The organism is Nitrosopumilus cobalaminigenes, assembly GCF_013407145.1.
Taxonomy (GTDB): domain Archaea; phylum Thermoproteota; class Nitrososphaeria; order Nitrososphaerales; family Nitrosopumilaceae; genus Nitrosopumilus; species Nitrosopumilus cobalaminigenes.
Genome location: NZ_CP026993.1, coordinates 1,448,114 through 1,466,379 on the forward strand (window position 1 = coordinate 1,448,114; position 18,266 = coordinate 1,466,379).

General features: G+C 33.0%; 19 protein-coding genes. 5 read left to right on the forward strand and 14 right to left on the reverse strand.

Annotated features, from left to right (window positions below):
* Window positions 1-34 precede the first annotated feature (34 nt).
* Window positions 35-2,821 carry a copper resistance CopC/CopD family protein gene (locus C5F47_RS08910; protein WP_179360714.1) on the forward strand — a complete coding sequence of 929 codons (2,787 nt, stop codon included), beginning with the start codon at window positions 35-37 and terminating at the stop codon, window positions 2,819-2,821.
* Here the strand turns inward: C5F47_RS08910 and C5F47_RS08915 are convergent.
* From C5F47_RS08915 to C5F47_RS08925, 3 genes are read right to left on the reverse strand one after another with little or no spacing between them, the layout of a single operon-like run.
* Window positions 2,811-3,599, reverse strand: a complete 789-nt coding sequence (locus C5F47_RS08915) for a metal ABC transporter permease (RefSeq protein ID WP_179361838.1) — start codon at window positions 3,597-3,599, stop codon at window positions 2,811-2,813. The two genes, C5F47_RS08910 and C5F47_RS08915, sit on opposite strands and share 11 nt — an antisense overlap.
* Window positions 3,600-3,631: 32 nt before the next feature.
* Window positions 3,632-4,354, reverse strand: a complete 723-nt coding sequence (locus C5F47_RS08920) for a metal ABC transporter ATP-binding protein (RefSeq protein ID WP_179360715.1) — start codon at window positions 4,352-4,354, stop codon at window positions 3,632-3,634.
* Window positions 4,348-5,277, reverse strand: coding sequence for a metal ABC transporter solute-binding protein, Zn/Mn family (locus C5F47_RS08925; RefSeq protein ID WP_179360716.1), 930 nt, complete (start codon window positions 5,275-5,277; stop codon window positions 4,348-4,350). Before C5F47_RS08925 ends, C5F47_RS08920 begins: the two co-directional genes overlap by 7 nt.
* A 90-nt stretch (window positions 5,278-5,367) precedes the next feature.
* Between C5F47_RS08925 and C5F47_RS08930 the strand changes: the two genes are divergently transcribed.
* Window positions 5,368-5,751, forward strand: coding sequence for a CopG family ribbon-helix-helix protein (locus C5F47_RS08930; protein ID WP_179360717.1), 384 nt, complete (start codon window positions 5,368-5,370; stop codon window positions 5,749-5,751).
* Here C5F47_RS08930 and C5F47_RS08935 read toward each other — a convergent pair.
* From C5F47_RS08935 to pyrB, 3 genes are read right to left on the reverse strand one after another with little or no spacing between them, the layout of a single operon-like run.
* Window positions 5,748-7,112 (reverse strand): PEFG-CTERM sorting domain-containing protein, encoded by a 1,365-nt coding sequence (locus tag C5F47_RS08935; RefSeq protein ID WP_179360718.1) that lies wholly within the window; start codon window positions 7,110-7,112, stop codon window positions 5,748-5,750. The genes C5F47_RS08930 and C5F47_RS08935 overlap by 4 nt on opposite strands.
* A gap of 2 nt (window positions 7,113-7,114) precedes the next feature.
* A complete protein-coding gene (locus C5F47_RS08940) occupies window positions 7,115-7,822 on the reverse strand; it encodes an LON peptidase substrate-binding domain-containing protein (RefSeq protein ID WP_179360719.1) in 708 nt (235 codons plus the stop codon).
* Window positions 7,823-7,874: 52 nt separating this feature from the next.
* The gene (pyrB, locus tag C5F47_RS08945; RefSeq protein ID WP_179360720.1) at window positions 7,875-8,804 is read right to left on the reverse strand and encodes an aspartate carbamoyltransferase; all 930 of its coding nucleotides are present in this window, start codon (window positions 8,802-8,804) and stop codon (window positions 7,875-7,877) included.
* A 41-nt stretch (window positions 8,805-8,845) separates the two neighbouring features.
* On the opposite strand from pyrB, the gene pyrI reads away from it, so the two are divergent.
* On the forward strand, window positions 8,846-9,307 hold the full coding sequence (pyrI, locus tag C5F47_RS08950; RefSeq protein WP_179360721.1) for an aspartate carbamoyltransferase regulatory subunit: 462 nt from the start codon (window positions 8,846-8,848) through the stop codon (window positions 9,305-9,307).
* A gap of 38 nt (window positions 9,308-9,345) precedes the next feature.
* Here the strand turns inward: pyrI and C5F47_RS08955 are convergent, their stop codons facing one another.
* From C5F47_RS08955 to C5F47_RS08975, 6 genes are read right to left on the reverse strand one after another with little or no spacing between them, the layout of a single operon-like run.
* Window positions 9,346-9,654: an ATP synthase subunit C gene (locus C5F47_RS08955; protein ID WP_179360722.1), complete on the reverse strand. Its 309-nt coding sequence runs from the start codon at window positions 9,652-9,654 to the stop codon at window positions 9,346-9,348.
* 55 nt (window positions 9,655-9,709) lie between these two features.
* Window positions 9,710-9,835, reverse strand: coding sequence for a hypothetical protein (locus C5F47_RS09830; protein WP_281361078.1), 126 nt, complete (start codon window positions 9,833-9,835; stop codon window positions 9,710-9,712).
* Between the two features lie 2 nt (window positions 9,836-9,837).
* Window positions 9,838-10,467: a V-type ATP synthase subunit D gene (locus C5F47_RS08960; protein ID WP_179360723.1), complete on the reverse strand. Its 630-nt coding sequence runs from the start codon at window positions 10,465-10,467 to the stop codon at window positions 9,838-9,840.
* 4 nt (window positions 10,468-10,471) lie between these two features.
* The gene (locus C5F47_RS08965; protein WP_179360724.1) at window positions 10,472-11,857 is read right to left on the reverse strand and encodes a V-type ATP synthase subunit B; all 1,386 of its coding nucleotides are present in this window, start codon (window positions 11,855-11,857) and stop codon (window positions 10,472-10,474) included.
* Entirely contained in the window at window positions 11,854-13,632 is a 1,779-nt protein-coding gene (locus C5F47_RS08970) for a V-type ATP synthase subunit A (RefSeq protein ID WP_179360725.1), read from the reverse strand. Before C5F47_RS08970 ends, C5F47_RS08965 begins: the two co-directional genes overlap by 4 nt.
* 1 nt (window position 13,633) lies before the next feature.
* On the reverse strand, window positions 13,634-14,248 hold the full coding sequence (locus C5F47_RS08975; RefSeq protein WP_179360726.1) for a V-type ATP synthase subunit E: 615 nt from the start codon (window positions 14,246-14,248) through the stop codon (window positions 13,634-13,636).
* A gap of 77 nt (window positions 14,249-14,325) precedes the next feature.
* Between C5F47_RS08975 and C5F47_RS08980 the strand changes: the two genes are divergently transcribed.
* The gene (locus tag C5F47_RS08980; protein ID WP_179360727.1) at window positions 14,326-16,425 is read left to right on the forward strand and encodes a V-type ATP synthase subunit I; all 2,100 of its coding nucleotides are present in this window, start codon (window positions 14,326-14,328) and stop codon (window positions 16,423-16,425) included.
* 36 nt (window positions 16,426-16,461) lie between these two features.
* Here the strand turns inward: C5F47_RS08980 and C5F47_RS08985 are convergent, their stop codons facing one another.
* Both C5F47_RS08985 and C5F47_RS08990 read right to left on the reverse strand, forming a co-directional pair.
* On the reverse strand, window positions 16,462-16,659 hold the full coding sequence (locus C5F47_RS08985; protein WP_179360728.1) for a hypothetical protein: 198 nt from the start codon (window positions 16,657-16,659) through the stop codon (window positions 16,462-16,464).
* A 47-nt stretch (window positions 16,660-16,706) separates the two neighbouring features.
* Window positions 16,707-17,498: a hypothetical protein gene (locus C5F47_RS08990; protein ID WP_179360729.1), complete on the reverse strand. Its 792-nt coding sequence runs from the start codon at window positions 17,496-17,498 to the stop codon at window positions 16,707-16,709.
* Between the two features lie 290 nt (window positions 17,499-17,788).
* On the opposite strand from C5F47_RS08990, the gene C5F47_RS08995 reads away from it, so the two are divergent.
* Entirely contained in the window at window positions 17,789-18,226 is a 438-nt protein-coding gene (locus C5F47_RS08995; RefSeq protein ID WP_179360730.1) for a universal stress protein, read from the forward strand.
* The last annotated feature ends 40 nt before the right edge of the window (window positions 18,227-18,266 follow it).

Consider the following 18,266-nt stretch of genomic DNA (forward strand, 5'->3'; position numbering starts at 1 on the left):
CTCTTTAAATTATCATAAATGATCTTATCAACAAATGAGAAAATTTCTATTTATTTTACTAGTATTATCATTTATTTCAATTCCATTTGCAACAGCTCATCCATTTACAGAAGAAACAATTCCAAGTCTAGGATCAAATGCGCCTGTAGGAACATCAGAAGTAATTGTATTTTTTTCAGAACCAGTTGATATCAACTTTAGTGAAATCAAAGTTTTTGACAGTAATGGAAATCAAATTGATAATAAAGATACCAACTATTATGAAGATGGAAGTGAATTATCGCTAATTGTCACCACTTCGCCATTAGAGGATGGAGTCTATACTGCAGCAGTTAAAGTTCTATCAAAAGTTGATGGTCATTTAGTTCCAAGCGCATTCTTGTTTGGAGTTGGAGATGTCATAGTACATGACGATGATTTATCAAAATCATTAGTAGAATCAGAAATAATATTTTTCCCTGAAGCTGGAGCGAGGTTTCCTGGAATTTTAGGGCAAACCATAGTTTTAGGTGCAGTAATAGCATCATTACTAATTTGGGGAACACAAAACAAACAACTAATCAAAGAAGAATTAGAGAAAGTAGAAATTTTTCATCACGGAAAATTCATGTCCATTACGGGCATAGGATTGATGCTAGTATTCATTTCAGATATTTTGATGATTGTAGTTCAAACTGTAAGATTAGAAACTTCACCAATTGATGTGATAGGGACATATTTTGGAACAGTTTGGCTTGCTAGAACGATTATCACAATTATCTTACTCGGTATTTGGTTTGGAATGGATAAGAAAAAGACCCTATCAAAGAAAAATCAAATTCCATTGCTTGTTACATCTTTAGTATTAATTTCAACTTCTAGTTTGATTGGTCACGGTGCAGCTAGTGAACAAATAGGAGCCTTAGCATTAGATTACATTCATAATTTAGTTTCAGCAGTTTGGATTGGTGGAATCATATACTTTGTTTTCACTTTACTTCCAACATTTTCACAATTAAAAGAAATTAGTAGAGAGAAAATGAGTCTACTTGCAATACCAAGATTCTCAATAGCTTTTATTATTTCTATAGGAATTGTGATAATTACTGGACCAACTTTAATGTGGTTCTTAGAAAGTGATGTAGGATTAATTACAGAATCAGTGTTTGGTCAGTTAATTATTCTAAAAATTGCAATTGCGGCAATAATAGTTGGATTGGGTGGATTTTTGCAATTTAATATTCAAAATAAAGCTGAAAAGAATTTTTCAACAGGTAAGATAACAGTGCATAAAAAATTAAAAAAATCTCTTAGAGTTGAAGCAATTTTAGGAATAATTCTTCTTGGAGTTGTTGCATTACTAACTAATGGAACTTTACCTGCAGGTGAAATCCAAAAAGTTGATGCACAGGAAATCGTCTATGGATTCAAAACCATGGAATTTTCAGAAAATGCAAAATTTGATATCGATATTTCTCCATTTTCTAGTGGAATAAATACAATTCTAGTAAAAGTAAGTGATTTTGAAGGAAACCAACTTTATGATTCAGAACAAATTCATGTGAAAATATCAAATCCATCAAAGAATATTTCCCCAATTGAAGTTCCAATAGAAGTAAAGAATCTCTCTGATCCGATTCAATTTCAAGGAGAATTAACATTTGGATTTTCAGGTGAATGGTTAGTAGAGATAGAAGCTCAAAGAACAGAGAATGCCAATGAATCAATTATGTTAAATTTACTTGTAAAACCTAGACTAGCAAATATTCAAACACAAATTATTGAATATGATTTACCTGAAAATGCCAAACCATTATTTGCAGTATATGATGGAAAAGATTCTTTGTGGATTAGTGATGCATCTGCTCCTAGATTATGGGAGTTTTCACTTGAAACAAATGAATTTACTTCGTATTCATTTGATGGTTTAGCTACAACTTTTCTAACACAAGATAACAAAGGAAAAATTTGGTTTACAGACACACCTCGAAACCAAATTGGATTTATGGATATTGAAAATAAAGAAATTACAACTAAGACCCTACCGAAACTAGATCCAGTAATTTCAGAAAATACTCCATTATTCCTTAAAGCAGACTTTGATGATAACATTTGGATAACAATTGTCAACAAAGACAAAATTTTGAAATATTTACCAGAAGAAGATACATTTGAAGAGATAGGTTTGCCAAACAAACAATCTCTTCCATTTGCATTGACATTAGATAGTGATGGGAAGGTTTGGTATTCTACAACAGGTGCAGGTAAAATTGGATTTATAGATCCTCAAAATAATAAATTAACACAAATTAATACTGAAACAGTTTTGCAGGCACCAGAAGCTCTGATTTTTGATGAAGATGGCAATCTATGGATTGCAGAACATACAGGATTGGCAATTACAAAATTCAACCCAATTTTAGAGACATTTAGTAAGATATCTGTGCCTAATGAAGAGGCATTACCATTTGGCATGACATTTGACAAATATGGAAACATTTGGTTTGCACAACATACGGTAGATAGTTTAGGTGTTTATGATCCTGACAATAACGACTTGATAGAAATTCCAATTCCAACTGAAACATCATTTATTCAATTCATGGCATCAGATGGAAACGACAATGTTTGGTTTGTTGAACAACAATCAAATAAAATTGGCACAATAAAAATGACAGAAATTCCAGTTTCTATTTCACAAGTTCAAGAATCAAATAATGTGGAAATAAAATATACAGAACTTGCATCGCCATTAGTTGCGTTAGGGATTATTGCAACATCATTGTTTTTTGTAAAGAGTATAAATGATAAAAGAAGATTAAATTCTTTAATTAATTCTTAGATAATAATCCTGCAGACTTTATTCCCATTGTTCCTGCAAGCAATCCAATTGCTACCAAGACAATAGTTCCTGCAGGAGTAATATCAAAAACATAAGAAATCAATATTCCTGAAACAACTGAAAAGATTGAGAAACTCATTGAGATAATTGCAGTTTGTTTGAATCCTTTACCATACATAATTGCAGTTACATTTGGAATTACAAATAGAGCTGAAATTAACAATACACCTACAAGTTGTATTGATGTAACTACAGTAATTCCTGCCATGAATACTATCAAATAATTTATTTTTTCTACAGGAACACCACTAACTTTAGCTTGTTCTTCATTAAATGTGGAATAGAGAAGTTGTCTGTAGAGACTCAAAATTACAATTAGAATTACACCAGTCAAAGTTAAGATTAGTATTGTATCATCTACACTAACAAGTAGAATACTTCCAAATAGAAAACTAAAGATGTCAATTGTAAAACCTCCAGACAATCCAATAATCACGAGCCCAACTGCTATGCCTGAAGATAAGAGTACAGCAATAGATGCATCTCCAGATATGTTGTATCTATCTTTGATTTTTGTAATAATTAATGCACTAGCTATTGAAACTCCATATGCTGTCCATAGCGGATAAACACCTGCAAGTAATCCTAATGCAATTCCACCAAATGATGAATGGGCAATTGCATCACCAAATAAGGAATATCGTCTCAAGACTAGGAACAATCCAACTATTGAACAAAGAATTGCAATGGCAACACCAGAAATTAAGGCTCTATGCATGAAGCTAAAAGTTAGAATTTCAAAAGACATGATTAATGATGATGCATATGTTCCTGCATAGAAGCTTCTGAATATTGTTTAACAAGATCATCATCTGAAAAGAATTTTTCTGATTCACCATGAAAGAACAGAGTCCTATTCAAACATGCTACATGATTTGCTAGTTGATTTACTGCATCTAAATCATGAGAGGACCAAATAATTGTAATTTTTTGTTTAGAGTTTAATTCACGAAGTATACTGTAAAACAAATCAATGCTTTGCTGATCAATTCCAGTTACTGGTTCATCTAAGATCAAAATTTTTGGATTATGTACCAAAGCTTTTGCAATAAAGACACGTTGTTGTTGACCTCCAGACAGTTCGCCTATCCGTCTATCACGTAATTCATGTATCCACAACTGTTGCAAAATTTCATCAATTTTATTTTCATCAGATTCTTTTCTTAATCCCATTCTAACTACATCGGTAACTGTTACTGGAAAGTTTTTTTCAAAGACTGGTTTTTGTGGAACATATCCAAGTTCTTTCAAATAATTTTTTGATTTTTTAATATCTTTATCAAAAAATTTGATTGTTCCTTTGTATTTTGTATTCAAACCAAGCATGGATGCAAAAAGTGTGGATTTTCCTGCCCCATTAGGCCCAATTATGCCTAAAAAGTCACCTTGATTAACAACCAGACTCACATCATCTAGAGCCTTAACATCAGGATATTGAACTGTCAAGTTGTTGATTTCAACTACTTTCAACATAATGCCTCCTTTAGATTTTCCAGGTTTTGAGTCATTTTTGTGATATAATTATCATTTGATACAATCTCAAGAGGAGATAAAACCAAAACTTTACCACCTATTTCATTTGCGATAATTTGAGAAGTTTTTGTGTTAACAGTTTCTTCACTAAAAATTACTTTGATGTTAAGTTCTCTAGCTTTTGAAATTACATTCTCTAATGTTTTTGCAGTAACTTCTCCATGAGAATTAGTTGTTGTAAGAATAGTATGTTGATTCAAATTATATTCATCTGCAAAATAAGAAAATGCATCATGAAATGCAATAAAATCTCTACTACATTCAGATAATTCCTTTTGGATTTTTAAATCTAGTAAATCTAATTTTTTATTATATTCTTCTGCATTTTTATGATAAAATTGAGAATTTTTAGCATCAGAATTTGAAAAAGCAGTTGCAATATTTTGAACTTGTATTTTTGCATATACAGGATTTAACCAAATATGTGGATCACCTAAAAGATCATCATGTTCATTGTGTTGTTCTTCATTGTGTTGTTCTTCAGATTGAATAATATCAATTCCATTACTCGTATCAACAATAATTCCGGAGTAATTATTTTCAATTAAATCATCAACCCAATTTTCAAAACCTATTCCATTAATTACAATTATATCTGATTTTTGCATTTCTTGAACATCTTTTATTGTAGGTTCCCAATCATGAGGTTCAACTCCAACGGGAACCAATAATGTTGCATCAATCTTATCCTGACCTACTATTTGTGAGAATTCGTATAATGGATTAAATGATGAAATTACTTGAAGTTTGGAATTATCAGAATTAGTAAACTGTTGATTAGTATCAGTCCCATAGACAACAAGCGAAGTTAATGGAATTACTACAATTATTGCTACTATCGCCATCTTGGTTTGGGTATTCACGCAGCAATTCAATCCAAATTATTAATAAATTTATAAAATCTTAATAAGATTAATTGCTAAACTTATAAGATAATTAATAACATTAGGCGTATGCCAATTGTTTCAATCTCTCTAAATGATGAGATTCTATCAGAATTAGACAAGCTTCAATCTTCAATGGGATTCTCTGGAAGATCAGAAGTTATCAGAGCAGGAATTAGGGCATTTGTTTCTGAAGAAAAACAAAAAGCAGATTTGGAAGGAAATATTCATGCAATACTATTGGTTGTGCATAATGATGAGTTTGATCATGTTGTTTCAGGCATTACACATAATTTTGAGGATCTAATTACGACTCATCTTCATAGTAAAATTGAGAAAGAAAAATGCATGGAGTTATTTCTAATTGATGGGGATGCAGAAAAAGTATCTACCATGACAAAAGATTTTCAGACAAACAAAAACATGGATACTGTAAAGCTAGTAGCACTTTAGATATTTAACGAAGTTTTTCTTGTTACAAAAATTATACTCATTATAGAAATAATCAGAATTAGAATTGCAATACTTCCAAATTCAGGTACAACAACTAGTGCAAATTCAGTTTCTTGTCCTGTATTTCTAATATTTTCAAATTTTATTATTGTTGGGCCAGTTTGATCTTCAGAAAATGTAAATTTTTCAAACTCACCACCGACTTGTGCAGTTCCAGATACACGATGAATTTCTTTTCCATTTTGAATTAATACAAATGTATAGTCAGAACTTCTCAAAGGATCATTTGTTCGGCCATCTCTAATTGTAAAAATAAAATTAGTGTCAACACCAGGTTCTACATCTATTGGATCCCATGAAAGATTTACTTTGAAGTCTTCACTTTTTGTGTATGCTTCTAATGGGAATGCTATTTCTTCACTGGTGGATAACCTAAATGAAATATTTTCAGGTAAAGGTTCATCAGATTTTTTCATTTCATTTTTCAAAAATCGTAAATGATCCTGCAATAAGACTAGATGGACTACTCTTTCATGATCCTCCGTGTAATCATCAACTGAAATAGATGATTTGAATAGTTCAATTCCATTTGCATAAGCAGAATAACTAGGGGGTAAAAATTCTACAAAATCTTTAGGAAAGTGGGTTTCTACGTGAACTACTGATACGTGAGACATTTGTTTTTCACTCCAATCAAAAGGCATTTCAAAAGTGACTTCTTTAGCATCAGGATTATACTCAAAATTAGATATGGTGTCAAAATAGGATTTTGAACGGAATTCAACATCATTGTTCTCAGAATCTTGTTCAATGAAGGATACAGTCTCAATTAGGCTCAGATCTGCATTATAAACGCCTGAATCCTCAATGATGTTTGTAGGCTCATCGATGGTTCTTACTTCAATTTCAAAATTATACAGTCCACCTGATGTAAAAAGAGGACCAACTATTTCAATAGGATTTGATTCTGTTCCATACCAAGCACCTAGTAGAGAATCCTGCTCCCCTTTAATTACAAAATTATCATATCCTTGTTGTGGTGTTATCTTTATTGGCAACACACCATTGTCAGTAAAGAAATAATTTCTAAAAATCATATCATCTTTATGAAATAATCCAATGAGAAAAGTTACATTTTTTGCATTTTCTTTTGTTTCATCTTCTGTTGCAGTAATTGTAATTTGACCTTCCTGATCACTCTCAAAATACATTGGCATCTCTACTAATATTGTCAGTTGTTTTCCCTGAACATCTACTGATGAAATAGTATCAACACCAAAACCATGTCCATAAACACTACTAGCAGGAAACAACAAACATGCCACTAGTGCAAATATTCCAAAATTTTTTAACGACATCATATCTATACTGCTAATAATTCTTCAACTCGCTTAATTAGTTCATCCATAGTTGTAGCCTCTAAGATTGGTTGAAGTTCATTTGGATCTTTAGCTCCTAATGCAGATAATGAGTAAATGTAATCAATTGTAGGTGTATCAGTATTCAGATAGTATTGTTCTAAAACATGATCTAAGGAATGTGAATCAACAACTTGAGGTAGTGCTTGTTTAATGATTTTCTTTTTCCATAATTCAACTAACGCCTCCCATTTTTCAAGAGAAATATTCTCATCTATTTCAGGAATCATTTCAACTTCAGCTTGAATGTACATTTTTTCTTCTGTTCCGATTTTTTCATGTATTTCAGAAATTTCTTGATGTCCCTCTACTGATAATGGATCATAATTTGCAGGTTGAGAAATTGAAGGAGGAATAATTCTTTTAATTTTAAATGAATTTCGTCCTAGAGTTTCAATATGTAATTGTAATCCATCTAGTTCGACATCTTCACACTTTGAAATTTTAGCAATTGTCCCTACCAATTTAGGAGAATTCCATCCATTAACTGAACTATGTTCATCAATCAAACATACTCCAAACTGACCATCACCAAGCATACAATCATCAACTAGTTGCTTGTATCTAGGCTCAAAAATTCGAAGTGGCAATTCTTGTCTTGGGAATAATACCAAGTCTAATGGGAAAATTGGAATAATTTTTGTTTCAGTCAACTAGTGATATTGAAATGTCTCTAGATATATGGAATACGGATTTTCTAAAAAATTAAAACCCATTCTCATTGAGAATCATACCTAATAGGGCAGAACGTGTGTGTTTTCCATATTCTGCTTGCTCAAAGTACTTGGCATTTTTTGTTTTATCAACATCAGCTGCGATTTCATCTATTCTTGGTAAAGGATGCAAAATTATTGAATCATCTTTCATTCGTTTTAGCATGTCTAATCCTACAACATAGCTTCCCTTTACTTTGAGATATTCTTCTTCATCAGGGAATCTTTCTTTTTGAATTCTTGTAACATAAAGAACATCAAGTTCATCAAGATGCTCTTCAATGTCAGTAGTTTCAGTAAAGTCTAACTTCTTTTTTATTTCATAAGTTGAATCTGATCTGATTCTTAATGATTCAGGAGAAATTAATCTAACATCAACATCATAGTTTCCTAGACCATGTAGTAATGAGTAAACAGTTCGTCCATACTTTAGGTCACCTACTATTCCAATTTTAAGACCATCAATCTTTTTCTTTTCTTTTTTAATTGTAAACAAATCTTGAATTGCTTGGGTTGGATGTTCTTCAGTTCCACTACCTGCATTAATTACAGGTTTATCAGAAATTTCAGCTGCAAATCTACTTGAACCATCCAAGGTATGACGTAAAACAAGTATATCAGAGTAAATAGACATTATTCTAACAGTATCTGCAAGACTTTCACCTTTTTGGGTAGAAGAAGACGTTATGTCAGAAATACCTAAAGAGTTACCACCAATTGATGCCATGGCAGAATCAAAACTAAGACGAGTTCTAGTACTTGGCTCATAAAACAAATATCCCAAAGTATTGCCTTTACAAATCTCCCTCCTATCTGAAGGGTTTAGTTGCATGATTTTATCAGTAGATGCAAAAATGGATTCAAGTTGTTCTTTGGTATAGTCCTTAATTGAGAGGATATCTTTTTGGTAGAACTCGTTCATTCTTTCAATAATATATACAGGTGACTATACAAAGTATTCTGATGGAACAGTCCGACCTTATGGTTCGACGAATAAAGGAAGGTACTGTAATTGACCATATAGACGAAGGAAAGGGTCTACAGGTTCTCAATGCATTAAGAATTGATGGAAAAGATGGCAGTCTAATCACCATTGCTCTAAATGTACCAAGTGGAAAATTTAAGAAAAAAGATATCATCAAAGTCGAAAACAAGTTTCTAAAAGATGATGATACCAACAAACTAGCAGTTATTGCACCAACTGCAACAATCAACATGATAAAAGAATACAAGCTTGTTGAGAAGAGAAGAGTAGCATTACCTAATGAAATTGATAGAATTTTTAGATGTTCCAACCCTGATTGTATTACAAACAGTACAGAACACATTGAATCTGTAATGGATGTAATTGACAAGGGAGGGAGAGTACTCAAATGCAGATATTGTGCAAGGGTATTGGATGTTAACGAGCTAAAATATAATTAAATAATTTATTTAAAAATTTGAAAAATATGTAGTTTGGACTATTGTCCTAAGATGATAAACATCATAACTATACCGTAGATTGCAATGGATTCAACCATACCTACGAAGATGAATACTTTTGACTGTAGTGCTGGGTTTTCACTAATTACTGCAAGTCCTGCTGCACCTACTTGGCCAAGACCAATACCTGCACCAAATGCTGCTAGACCGAAAGCTAATCCTGCACCAAGAATTTTGAATGAATCAGAACTTCCTGCTGCATCGCCTTCTGCAGCATATGCGACTCCAGTAGATCCAATTACGGATATTACTGCTGCTGCCAAAAGTAGTAAAACGATAGGTTTCATTTTATGATCAGGCTCTCTCAAATCCATATTTAAATCATGATAATAAAATTTCAGTTTAACTGAGTGCTTTCTTTTTGAAAGAGGTCAAATCATCTTTGATTGATTTTGAGAATTTCTCATGATCTTGTTCTATAGCTTTTTTAGCGTTTTCAAGTAATTTTTTAATTTCTTCTTTTGCCATTATTATCTACTTTCCATCTTTGCCTTTACTTTTTTTAACTTTGCGAATTCTTCTCTTTCTCTTTCTTCAAGAGTAGATAGAATAAATCGAATATTATCTTTGTATTGTGGAATAATTACATTTTCAAGAGCATTTAGTAATTTCTGGGTCTTTTCTAATGCTTTTGCAAGACTAAAAATAGAATTTTCATATTCTGCTGCTTTACAAATTTTTGGCATCAATTCTTTGATTTGTTTTGCTGCTCTATCAATTGAAGAATTTGTATCTGCAAATCCATAAGGCATTGATTTTGTATCTTTTTCAGTTACAGTAAGTGCTGGAATTTTAACATCTACTACTCTTCTAACATGAACATCTACTTCCATTACAGGTGGAGTGGATTCTGCAACAGAGTCAACAGTGTTAGTACCTAGTGCTAGATATGCCTCATTAACGGATTTGTAAATATCTTGTAAAGGATCCCAAATTCCGCCTCTTGCTTTTGATGCTTCTTGAATCATCTCTTCAATATTTTTTAAGAGAACTTTACGTTTATCATCTAAGATTTGCTGAACCATTACAGCTATTTGTGTAGATTTTTTATATTTGAAAAGTTCAATTTTTGTTGCTGCAACGTTTTGTCCAAATGACATTTAGTTACTCTTCCTTGTAATATTTTTCTACGTGCTTGTCTTTGATTTTAGTAATCTCATTCTTTGGTAATTTTGATACAATCTTCCACATGAGAGCAAGTGTTTCTTCAATAGTTCTATTCTCATCGGTTGCTTGTGTAAGGAATTCTTTTTCAAAAGTATCACCTAGTTCAAGATATTTGAGGTCAATTTCAGTTAATCCTGCTTTACCTACAATACCTGCTAGTGCTTTTACTTCTTGTGATCTAGAATATGCATCATAAACTTGGTTAGAGACTTCACTGTGATCATCCCTAGTACTTCCTTCACCAATCCCGTCTTTCATTAATCTACTAAGACTTGACAAAATATTGATTGGTGGATAAACTCCTTGTCTGAACAAATCTCTACCAACTACGATTTGTCCCTCAGTAATGTAACCAGTAAGGTCAGGGATTGGGTGGGTAATATCATCAGATGGCATTGATAGAATTGGAACTTGTGTTACACTTCCTTTTCTTCCATTAAGTTTTCCTGCTCTTTCATAAAGTGTTGAAAGGTCAGTGTAAAGATAACCAGGATATCCTTTTCTTCCAGGAACCTCTTCTCTTGCTGCACTAATCTCTCTTAGTGCCTCTGCATAGTTGGTCATATCAGTGATTACTACTAGAACGTGCATTCCTAATTCAAATGCCAAATATTCTGCTACAGTTAATGCCACACGCGGAGTGATGATTCTTTCAATTGCAGGATCATCTGCAGTGTTTAAGAATAGAACACTTCTTTTGAGTGCACCAGATTCTTCAAGACTTCGTCTGAAATATTCTGCTTCACTGTATTGCACACCAATTGCTGCAAAGACCACAGCAAAGTCATCTTGTGTTCCAACAACACTTGCTTGTCTTGCAATTTGTGCTGCCAAAAGATTGTGAGACATACCAGAACCTGAAAAGATTGGAAGTTTTTGTCCTCTAACTAAAGTCATCAATCCATCAATTACAGATACACCAGTTTGGATGAAATCTTTTGGATATTCACGTTGTTCTGGATTCATTGGTTCTCCGTTAATGTCTACAAATTTATCAGCAATTGGATCTGGGAGTCCATCTTTTGGTCTTCCTAGTCCATCAAATACTCTACCAAGTACTTCTTTAGATACTGGCATTTCCATAACTTTACCTACAAATTTTGCATTAGTTCCAGAGATTGATAATCCAGTTGTTCCCTCAAAGACTTGGACAATGGCTTTACCATTTCCTACTTCGAGAACTTTACCTAATCTTCTTTCACCTTCAGTAGTTTCAATTTCTACTAGTTCATCAAATGCTGCATTTTCTACATCATCTACAACAACTAGAGGACCTTTGATTTCTGCAATCTTACTGTATTGAACTCCGCCTTCTGCTGTCAATGTGATACTTTCACTCCTGAAATTGATTTGAATTGTTCTTGCATATCTTTATCTAATTGTTCAAGTTTTGGCATCTCATCATCTTTGATATCCATTCTTGCTTTAAGTAAACTGCTTACTACACCAAGTTCACGAATGTCAGATAATGCTGCACCCTCTTTGAGTGCTAGTTGTCCTTTGTTGTAAAAGTCAACTAATAATTTCATTAATTTGAATTGTTTTTCTGGACTACAATAAGTATCGACATCATCAAATGAGTTTTGTTGTAGCAAACCAATCTTTACCATTCTTGCAACCTCAAGAATTAATTTTTCTTCATCAGGTAATGCTTCAGGACCTAAGAGTCTGACAATTTCTTTTAGTGTGTCTTCTCTTTGTAGAATACCATAAGTTTCACTTCTAATGTTAAACCAATCTTCACTAATGTTTTCACTCCACCATTTTGCAATATCTGCAAGATAACCAGAATAGCTGTTCATCCAGTTAATTGATGGATAGTGTCTAGAGTATGCAAGTTTTGCATCCAAAGCCCAAAAGGTTTTGATAAATCTCATTGTGTGAGTTGTAACTGGCTCTGTAAAGTCACCACCAGATGGAGATACAGCACCAATCAAAGTAACTGAACCGTTACGGTCTGGACTACCAGATGCCTGGACACGACCTGCTCTTTCATAAAATTCTGCCAATCTAGATGCTAAATATGATGGATAACCTTCTTCTGCAGGCATCTCTTCTAATCTACCACTCATTTCTCTGAGTGATTCAGCCCATCTACTTGTAGAATCTGCAACAAGTACAACGTCTTTACCCATATCTCTGTAATATTCTGCAATTGTGACACCAGTGTAGATACTTGCTTCTCTTGCTGCTACTGGCATGTTACTGGTATTTGCAACAAGGACAGTTCTATCCATAAGTGGTTTTCCACTACGTGGATCTTTAAGATGTGGGAATTCAACTAAAACTTCTGTCATTTCGTTTCCTCTTTCACCACAACCAATGTAAACAACAACTTGAGAATCAGCCCATTTTGCAATTTGGTGTAATGTAACAGTCTTTCCTGTTCCAAAGGCTCCGGGAATTGAACCAGTTCCACCTTTTGCAATTGGGAAGAATGTGTCAATAACACGTTGTCCAGTTAAGAGCGGTACAGTTGGATCGTGTCTCTTATTGTAAGGACGTGGTTTTCGTACTGGCCATTTGTGATACATTTTAACATCGACTGATTGTCCATCTTTTTCAGTAGTAGCTAGTACAGTTTCTAAATCATAATCTCCTTCTGATACAAGGTTTGAAAGTTTTCCACCTTTATGGTCTGGTGGTAACATAATAGAGTGTTCGATAAGATCAGTTTCTTGAACAGTTCCGATAATATTTCCTGCTGCAACTTCATCTCCATTACTTGCAGTTGGAACAAAGTGATATTTTTTTGTCATATCTACAGCAGATGTTGTGATACCCCTTCCAATGAAAGAACCAGATGCTTTAGATAATTCTCTTAGTGGTCTTTGAATTCCATCATAAAGTTGTCCAATAATTCCTGGACCTAATAATACACTAAGTGGGTTTCCAGTACCTACTACAGGCTCACCTGGTTTTAATCCACTGGTTGATTCGTATACTTGAATAAATGCTACATCTCCAGTAAGTCGAATTACTTCACCTACTAATTTTGAATTTCCTACAGTTACAGTCTCATACATTTTTGCATCAGACATACCGTCTGCTCTTACAGCTGGGCCACTTACCCAAACAATTCTACCTTGAGCTGCCATACTAATTATTCACTCCGAATTTTGCTGCAATATCCTTCCTAATTAAAGGCTTCAACCGCTCAATTCTTGCATCAAGAGTATTATCAAATGTCATTGCTCCATCCTTAGATTTGATAATTACACCACCAATACATTGAATGGTATCAGATGATAATTCAGATCCAGGAAATCCAGATAATGCGGATTGAACAACATCACGATCTTTAGAATTTGTAGAGACTAGAACTTCAGTTGTACCTAAAATTTTAGTTGATTCATCTAATAATGATTTAATGAGATTAGTATAATCACCGCTGCGATCAGTGTTTGCAATTTCATCTAATGCTTTAACAAAGACCTTATCTACGGACTCCTCCAAAGCCAAAAGTTGCTTATTTCTGGCTTCAATATCAGCACTACCAATAATCTGTTTTTCAATTTTATCTGCTTCTTTCTTGCCATCTGCAATGATTTTATCATATTCTTGCTCTAGTTTAGGAATAGCATCATCAAGGGTTTGATTTGAGTCAGATAATGCAGAATCTATACTTGATTCAATCTCTTTTTCAGTTTGAAGAAGGATTTTATCAATAGTTTGTTCTAAAGCAATATTTGCCAATGGGTGCCATTTATCCATAATAGATTTTAATGTTTGGGAATCAATTTGCCATTTCAGAAAGATATTAAAATCAAAGAAATTACCGATGGATTATCTTGGTAGTAGCCGATCTAAAGCTTGGAAGTTTAATTTTACCAAGAAGTGACTCTCCAAGAGCGATTTCGAGATTAACTGAATTTGAATGGTTTCATAAAATTGATACTGAAAATGACATAGTCACACCAGAAATTGATGATTTGTTATTGGATGCTCAACAAACTTACCAATCTATTGATGATGTGGTAAAAGGACTAGGCATTCCCCCAATGGTTGGAATATTAGAGATAATGTTCAAAGGCACTACTATCAAGAAAAAAGATTATGAAATAGATGAAATAGAAAGCATGGTAGAAGACCTTAAAAAAAGAACACCAATAATTATTGATGAATCATCTAAACTTTTAGAAGAACAAGCAACAACAAAACGCTCACTTGAAGAATATACATCATTAAAAGAAACTCTAGAAATTGCCAAGAAACTAAACATTGATCTTTCAGGATTTGGATTGATGAAGTATTTTTATACAAATCTTTTTGTCATAAACTCTGCTGACTTTGAAGAAATTAGTAGAGCATTAGAAGGGATTACATTTTACAAATATGATTTAGCAAGTAAAGAGAAAGCAGCAATTCTTGTAATTTCTAGCATATCTGATTCTGACAAAACACTCAAAGTACTAAGAGGGTTTAATGCAAATCCATTTGTAATTCCTGAAGGAATATCTCAAGTTCCATCTGAAGCATATGCATTAGCAGAGTCAAAAATTAAAGAGTTGACTGAGAAACAGAAAGTAAATGCAAAACAAATTGCAAAGATTACAAAAAAGATTAGACGTGATATTTTAGCAATTCATGAAGAAGCACAAGTAGCAAAAGATGTTCTTGAAACAGTTAGAAAACCAGGTGGAACAAAGCACTTTGCAGTAATTCAAGGATTTATTCCATCTAAAATGGAGGAAAAATTCAAGAATTCAACCAAACAATGGATGACAGTAGTTGAAGACATTACTGATCCAAAATTAAAAGAACAAATTCCAACATTATTTGATAATAAAAAATTCGTAAAAACTTTTGAAGTAATTACAGAAAGTCAAGGTATTCCAAAGCACGGGGAAGCAGATCCAACTCCAATGATTGCTTTAATGTGGCCAATTTTCTATGGGCTAATGTTTGCAGATATGGGCCACGGTCTATTATTGATGGGAATGGGATTATTATTCAAATTCAAAGGTCAAGGTACCCTTTCAAGATGGGGAATGCTGATTGCAATCTCTGGAGCTTCAGCTGCAATAGCAGGAGTTGGTGCAGGTGAGGCATTTGGATTCCATCTAGATCATATGGGACCATTAGAAGGCTTGTTGGAAGAAGGCGGAGCACTACATTCAGTTAGTTGGATTGTAGGTATTCTTAGTGTAGCAGAATTAACATTTGAACAAGTCATCAACATTCTCAAAGTTTCATTATTCATAGGAATTGTTCATTTGGTTTGGGCAATGATTCTAAGAGTAAAAAGATTAGCTGTAGAAGGTCACAAGTTTGTTATGTTTATGGAAGCAATTCCTAACATCACACTTTATGGTGGAATTGTTGTTATCATGATGTGTGCAATTGGAGCAAATTATGATGTGATGAACATGTATTCTAAAGTTCATACCGAAGCAGTTCCTTGGGTTACAATTTTCTTAGGAGAATGGGCCGAAGTATGGATCATTACAAGAATTGCAGTTGTAATAATTATTGCATCAATGGTCATGATGATGGTTGGTGGCGTAATGCATGCTAAGAAACATCCTGAAGATGGAGGTTCGGCGGCAAATGTAGTCATGGAAGTATTTCTTGGAAAGACAGTTGAAAGTTTAGCACATACAATTAGTTATGCTCGATTAGGAATTATGTTACTTGTACATGCAGCGTTACTCATGACAGTCAACAATGCATTTCAATCACTTGGGGGTGCAGAATCAGGAGCAGCAATGGCAATGATTATTGGAGGTAACTTGGGAATTATGATGATTGAAGGATTAATTGTATACATTCAATCTCTCAGATTGCACTTGTACGAGTTCTTTACCAAATGGTATGATGGTGGAGCACAACCATTTAGACAAATTAGACCAGAATTGATTTACAATCAATTTATTTGGAAAAAGAAATAGTTCTTAACTAATTTCGATTGTGATGAATTTCAGATTTTATTCTAATCCTTTTTCTAGCTTTATTTTTTGAATGACATCTTTAACTAATTCTTCATCTTTTATGACTAGTTCTTGTAGTTTTTTCTTGTATTCTTCGTCACCCCATTTTTCTAGATTAAACATTTCTTTCACTAATTTTACAATTTCAGATTTATTTCTCTGATGATCTCGTCTAGCTATTTCTGAACCTTCCATGATTTTTCTGAAATAATAATGAACTTAAGCGTATTGACAAATGAAATCTAATTTTCATATAGATTTACTGTAACTTTTGTCGTCCAGGGTTTGAGATCATCAGGAAATACAACTAACAATCCACTGTCTTTTTTGAGATTATTACATGTACCACTGTAACTTTGTTTGTTTTGTCCATAGCATCCTGATTCAGAGTAATAATCAAACTCTGAACTTGCAAATTGTTCTCTTTGCATATATGATGAAACAAAGTATACATCAAAACCCAAATCTTTGTTATCTGTTTTTACACTATAGTCATATGATGTGGAATCTTGTGATGTGCAAATGGGGAAAAATTGGACATATCCATTTTTAATTTTTGATTGTTGTTCTGAATTATCATAATTTTTGTTTTCAATATCAGGGTATACAGAAACACTAGGATCTGTACTTAGTTGCTGTCCTTGAACATATTCTATCTCATGTCGTACAGTATCTACTGCTTTTCTATACAACATTGGTTGCCATTCTTCTTGACAATCACTGAATTCGTGTTTTAATTCAACATAGGATTTTCCATTAATTTCATGGAGTTGATTTATGTTGTATTCTTTAGACTCTGCATCAAAAACATGATTTACATTATTGATTTTATCAGATTTATGCCAAGTATTAGTAACATCAAAAATGATATTTTTTGAATCACTTTGCCACTCAGATAGTAAATGAACGTACACTGAATACTTGTTTACAACCTCTTGGGTTTCTGATGCAAAAATCAAATGACCATAAAATGCATTTACAAATATTATAGAAAATGCTAGAACAGGGATTATCGCATAGAGAATTTTATTCATATTAAGACTAGTAAATTTCTGTTAGAGTAAAATAATAACTGTTGAAATTATTGTTTTTGAATATCTGAGCCACAATGAACGCAGAAATATGACCCATTAGGAGCCCAATAATGTTCACAATCAGAATCAGTCATAGTACTTTATGGGATTTTTAATTCATTATCTCCAAAGATTGCGATTTTATACTAAAGACAGAAATTAATTTACTAATTTATTATGATACTTAAAAGAAATGTTTGCTTGGAAAATCAACCACACGATATAAATTCTTAAAAAAATGATACAGTGTATTGAAAAAGATTTTAGTTCCATTTGACGGTTCAGGGTATTCTCAAAAGGCATTTGAGAAAGGACTGGAAATAGCTGAAAAGTTTGAATCAAAACTCATAGTTATGACGGTGTTACAATCAAAAATATCAGACTCTGCAGGAATTTCTCTTGAAAGACTAGAAGAAATTCAGGAAGAGGAGGAAGATGCAGCAACTGCAATGCTAAAGAAACTAGAAGACCAAGCTAATGAAAAAAATATCCCGTTTTCTATAAAAATAATTCACAATCCATCATCTTCAGACGGAATAGTATCTTTTGCTGATAACAACAACATTGATTTGATTGTAATAGGCTCTCATGGCAGAACAGGTTTTAGAAAGATCGTGTTGGGTAGTGTCGCAAGCGGAGTACTTGAACATGCCAAATGTCCTGTTTTAATTACCAAAGGAACAGAATAATCCATCAAAAATTTCATTCTTCAAATTCAATGTAATGACT

Bases quoted from the DNA above. Each gene is read 5' to 3' on its own strand.
- C5F47_RS08970 (WP_179360725.1), bottom strand. From the start codon at position 13,632: ATGGCAGCTCAAGGTAGAATTGTTTGGGTAAGTGGCCCAGCTGTAAGA.
- C5F47_RS08990 (WP_179360729.1), bottom strand. From the start codon at position 17,498: ATGAATAAAATTCTCTATGCGATAATCCCTGTTCTAGCATTTTCTATA.
- C5F47_RS08930 (WP_179360717.1), top strand. From the start codon at position 5,368: ATGCCAATTGTTTCAATCTCTCTAAATGATGAGATTCTATCAGAATTA.
- C5F47_RS08985 (WP_179360728.1), bottom strand. From the start codon at position 16,659: ATGGAAGGTTCAGAAATAGCTAGACGAGATCATCAGAGAAATAAATCT.
- C5F47_RS08955 (WP_179360722.1), bottom strand. From the start codon at position 9,654: ATGAAACCTATCGTTTTACTACTTTTGGCAGCAGCAGTAATATCCGTA.
- C5F47_RS08960 (WP_179360723.1), bottom strand. From the start codon at position 10,467: ATGTCATTTGGACAAAACGTTGCAGCAACAAAAATTGAACTTTTCAAA.
- C5F47_RS08915 (WP_179361838.1), bottom strand. From the start codon at position 3,599: ATGCATAGAGCCTTAATTTCTGGTGTTGCCATTGCAATTCTTTGTTCA.
- C5F47_RS08935 (WP_179360718.1), bottom strand. From the start codon at position 7,112: ATGATGTCGTTAAAAAATTTTGGAATATTTGCACTAGTGGCATGTTTG.
- C5F47_RS08920 (WP_179360715.1), bottom strand. From the start codon at position 4,354: ATGTTGAAAGTAGTTGAAATCAACAACTTGACAGTTCAATATCCTGAT.
- C5F47_RS09830 (WP_281361078.1), bottom strand. From the start codon at position 9,835: ATGGCAAAAGAAGAAATTAAAAAATTACTTGAAAACGCTAAAAAAGCT.
- pyrI (WP_179360721.1), top strand. From the start codon at position 8,846: ATGGAACAGTCCGACCTTATGGTTCGACGAATAAAGGAAGGTACTGTA.
- pyrB (WP_179360720.1), bottom strand. From the start codon at position 8,804: ATGAACGAGTTCTACCAAAAAGATATCCTCTCAATTAAGGACTATACC.
- C5F47_RS08975 (WP_179360726.1), bottom strand. From the start codon at position 14,248: ATGGATAAATGGCACCCATTGGCAAATATTGCTTTAGAACAAACTATT.
- C5F47_RS08910 (WP_179360714.1), top strand. From the start codon at position 35: ATGAGAAAATTTCTATTTATTTTACTAGTATTATCATTTATTTCAATT.